This window comes from Pigmentiphaga sp. (genome assembly GCF_019689535.1).
GTDB lineage: Bacteria > Pseudomonadota > Gammaproteobacteria > Burkholderiales > Burkholderiaceae_B > Pigmentiphaga.
In genome coordinates, this window is sequence record NZ_JADGHH010000271.1 from 1 (window position 1) to 3,721 (window position 3,721).

The window sequence follows — 3,721 nt, forward strand, 5'->3', positions numbered from 1 at the left end:
GCCCCAGGTTGGAGATTCAAACTCTAACATCTGTAGAGGTTCCAACTATTCTGACAGCGGGGGCCCCTCGTAGCCGCAAAAAGCCGGCACGCCCCAGCGGAACCCGGAAAACGGGGTCGCCCAGGCTTCAGTGCGCCACCCCTGCCCTTGCGCCGGATCGGAGAACCAGAAGCTGGACGGGGCACGGGACAGCCTCATCCACTCGATGTCGATGGGCAGGGAGCTGTGCTTGCGCGCACTGTATTCCAGCACCATCATTTGCTCGAGGTCGCAATCGTTGGGATCGCATCCGATGAAGAGCTTGATCCGGTCTTCCATGCCGTCCTCCGTGCACGAACCTTCCGCGAGTCATCGAACCAGGGCATGCCAATCGAGCTGCCGGAAAGGCTCGCCGGCCAACGCTCCCTTGGGCGACAAATTGACGATTTCAACGCCTGCTTCCCGCAATAAGGCCGCCGCCCGGACGAATGACGGAAGAATGTGCCCGGGCAGGTACTGGTCCAGCGTCGTGGGCAGGCGGTTCTCCGGGGTTTCGTAAAAACGCGGCGTGGCCGCCGCATTGTTCAAGTCGACCCCATGCAGCACAATTTGCGAATATCCCAGCCAAACCATGATTTGCAGGGCCGTATAGGCTACCGTCCCCACGTCGAACAGGCCCTTGCGAATGTCGCGGCTGAATCCCAAGCCTCGCTCAGGATCGAAAATCGTCAACTCGTCGTCCGGGTGATCGCGCCGGACCTCCTCCATGGTGCGCGCCGGCAGCAAGGCCCGGCGCTGCGGGTTCTCTACCAGGAACAACCTACAACGCAGATCTCCGGGCGACACCCGCTGAAGAATGTGCCACAGGCACAAGGGCGTCGTGAATAGCAGCAAATCCTCCGCCACGATCCGCGCCACCAGATCGAAGCGGGCCCGCAGGAAACCCGTGTCGTTGAAACAGTAATAATCGAAGCGTATCGGATGGCGCTCGGCAAGCGTCATGGCGCCGTTCACGCCCATGACGCTCGACAGCTGCAGGCGGTCATATTCGATGTCATTGATCGAGGGACCGCAGGCGATGATGTGGCCCGTGCCGCGGCAGGCGCCGCGCATCATCTCCCGATTGGCCAACGGCAGGGCCCGGCCGCGATAGGAGAAGCCGGTCAGGTCGCCGCGGGCGTCGCGCTCGACGGAGACATGCGGCCAGAAGCGCTCGTTGTGGCGATGCGCGGGCCCGTGGCTATATCGGTACAACAGCTTGAACGCGGTGTTCGCGATGCGGCGGGTGATCAGCATGGGCACATTGTTTTCCGCCACGCGCAGGAAGTCGAACGAATTCCGCGCATGATTGAAACGTTGTGATACGTGCTGCCAGGCGCAGCCCCGCTACAACGTCATAACCACAAACCACGACGATGGTCACCCATGACGACGGAACCCGCCCGGATTTATGTCGGCTACGACAGCGAAGAGGTCGTAGCCTACCATGTGCTTTGCCATAGTATTTTGGAGAAAAGTTCCATTCCGGTTTCGTTTACCCCCGTGGCCCTGCCCCACCTCCAAGGCGTCTTCACGCGGGAACGCCACCCTCTTCAGTCCACCGAGTTTTCCTTTTCTCGATTCATGGTTCCCTACCTGGGCCGCTATGAAGGTTGGTCTTTATTCATCGATTGCGACACGCTGGTGCGCGCCGACATTGCCGAACTCTGGTCGCTGCGCGACGACCGGTTTGCCGTCATGTGCGTGAAACACGAATACGCCCCCAAGACCGCCACGAAATTCCTCGGAAACATCCAGACGAATTACGCCAAGAAAAATTGGTCGAGCGTGATGCTTTTCAACAACGCACGATGCATGGCCCTCGTGCCGGAATACGTCAACCACGCCGGGGGATTGGAGCTGCACCAATTCAAATGGCTGGATTCCGAAGCCCTGGTGGGGGAGTTGCCCGCTACCTGGAATTGGCTAGTGAGGGAATATGATTATCGCCCGGACGCCAAACTGGTTCATTTCACCGATGGCGGCCCCTATTTCGAGGAGCACCGGAACGACGATTATGCGGACGAGTGGTTTGCCGTCCGCGATCGTCTGCTGCATGCGGGACGCCTCCCTACATGCCCGGGCCGTTGAATATTCATGCCGCGCCCGCGGCACTCGCCGCCTTCCAGGTCAACTCGTCGGCAAGCGCCTGCGTCCAGAGTGGCACCCCGGTGGTGCGCGCCACATCGGGATCCGCGGTAAACAGCGGCTGCCCGGCCCCGAGAAGCCGCCCAATGACGAGGGCATCCATGCGTGCGTGCAACCTCGCCAGCCCGGCATCGTTATAGGCGTGGCCGCTCGAGCAGGGATCGATGCCGGTCATGATCACGGCAGGCGCACGATGGTACAGCGCGAAAAGGATCGCATAGACGCCATTCGAACATTTTGATTCGGCATCGATTTCCAAGGAACGCAAACCGGTAACCCTGTCGAGCAAAGCCATGCGTTCATAACGATCCACGATATAAAGAAAATCGTATCCGTAATTGAATGCCGCCAACCCCCGTTTCAACCGCTCACGTTCATTTTTTCGCCATAACAGCACGAATAGCGCACCCGTCCGTTTTCCCGATAAAACGCGCCTCACTTCCCGCGCATTGTGCGTCGTACCCTCTACCTGATTGAACATCATCATCGTTATGTCTGGCTGCTCCACGCCCCATTCAGCGAGCACCGTTTGGGAGCCGTTGACGGTAATCACCGAGAAACCGTGGTCCAGTCCCGTTGGCCGATGCGAAACCGGAGCCGATCCCAACACTACGACGGGCCCAGTAAAACGAACGGGCGAAGGCGGTGGCCCGGGCCGCACCAGGCGATACTTAATCCATCGATAAATGCGCTTTTTTGCTGCGACGAAAGGATTCATGCTGGGAAACTGGAATGGAATAATGGATTCATATAACCCACCTGTCGTGGAGGCTCCCTCGAGTAAATTTTTGCTTTCAGTTCTTAAGCTTTGACACGCGCGCCCGGAGCGCCTGGAGATCTACCCGATGTCTCGCGCCGAACGTCTTCTGGCCCTACTTCAGATCCTGCACCACCATCGCCAGCCTGTCAGCGGCGCGGAGCTGGCCCGGACCTTGGGCGTGAGCCAGCGGACGCTTTACCGGGACATTGCCAGCCTGCAAGCCCAGGGAGCAGCGATACGCGGCGAACCAGGCGTCGGCTATCTGCTCACGCCCGGATTCTTGCTGCCGCCCATGATGTTCTCTCGCGGGGAGCTCGAAGCACTGCTCCTGGGCACCCGCTGGGTCGCCGCCCATACCGACCACGAATTGGCGGACTACGCCCAATGCGCATCGTCGCGGCCTGGTGCGAACGGCGACGGCAGTTCCGGCACTTCCAGGTCGAAAGACTGGTATCGGCCGAATTGCTGCCGGAACGCTATCCGTCCCGGCGCGCCCAATTGCGCAAGCAGTGGCAGGCGCTGGGAGGGAACAGGGTTCCATCTCGCCATTAGCACGCATAGGCCGGGCCTACTCAATCGCGGCCGCCTGCGTGGGCTCGTTTTCTCGGCTCGTCGGCGCGCATGCAACGCATAGATTTCGGGCCGAGGAATGCCAAGCATGACACGAAACCACCTTGAGCGCTCGCAATCGGCATCCCCGCAAAAGCCAAAGGCTCCCCATGGGAGCCTTTGGCGTATTTGGGAACGGCCGAAGCGCCGTTCCCCGTCGACGGACGAACGGCCTTGCCTATTTTT

The 3,721-nt window shown here is 60.2% G+C and carries 4 protein-coding genes and 1 pseudogene; 2 read left to right on the forward strand and 3 right to left on the reverse strand.

Annotation, left to right across the window (positions count from 1 at the left end):
- Positions 1-45: 45 nt before the first annotated feature.
- Positions 46-318, reverse strand: a complete 273-nt coding sequence (locus IRZ12_RS16460) for a hypothetical protein (RefSeq protein WP_296470802.1) — start codon at positions 316-318, stop codon at positions 46-48.
- A gap of 30 nt (positions 319-348) precedes the next feature.
- A complete protein-coding gene (locus IRZ12_RS16465) occupies positions 349-1,275 on the reverse strand; it encodes a hypothetical protein (protein WP_296470805.1) in 927 nt (308 codons plus the stop codon).
- Between the two features lie 129 nt (positions 1,276-1,404).
- Between IRZ12_RS16465 and IRZ12_RS16470 the strand changes: the two genes are divergently transcribed.
- Positions 1,405-2,109, forward strand: coding sequence for a glycosyltransferase (locus IRZ12_RS16470; RefSeq protein ID WP_296470808.1), 705 nt, complete (start codon positions 1,405-1,407; stop codon positions 2,107-2,109).
- 4 nt (positions 2,110-2,113) lie between these two features.
- Here the strand turns inward: IRZ12_RS16470 and IRZ12_RS16475 are convergent, their stop codons facing one another.
- On the reverse strand, positions 2,114-2,884 hold the full coding sequence (locus IRZ12_RS16475; protein WP_296470812.1) for a hypothetical protein: 771 nt from the start codon (positions 2,882-2,884) through the stop codon (positions 2,114-2,116).
- A 127-nt stretch (positions 2,885-3,011) separates the two neighbouring features.
- On the opposite strand from IRZ12_RS16475, the pseudogene IRZ12_RS16480 reads away from it, so the two are divergent.
- Positions 3,012-3,478 (forward strand): annotated as a pseudogene (locus IRZ12_RS16480) (helix-turn-helix transcriptional regulator).
- Positions 3,479-3,721: the final 243 nt, after the last annotated feature.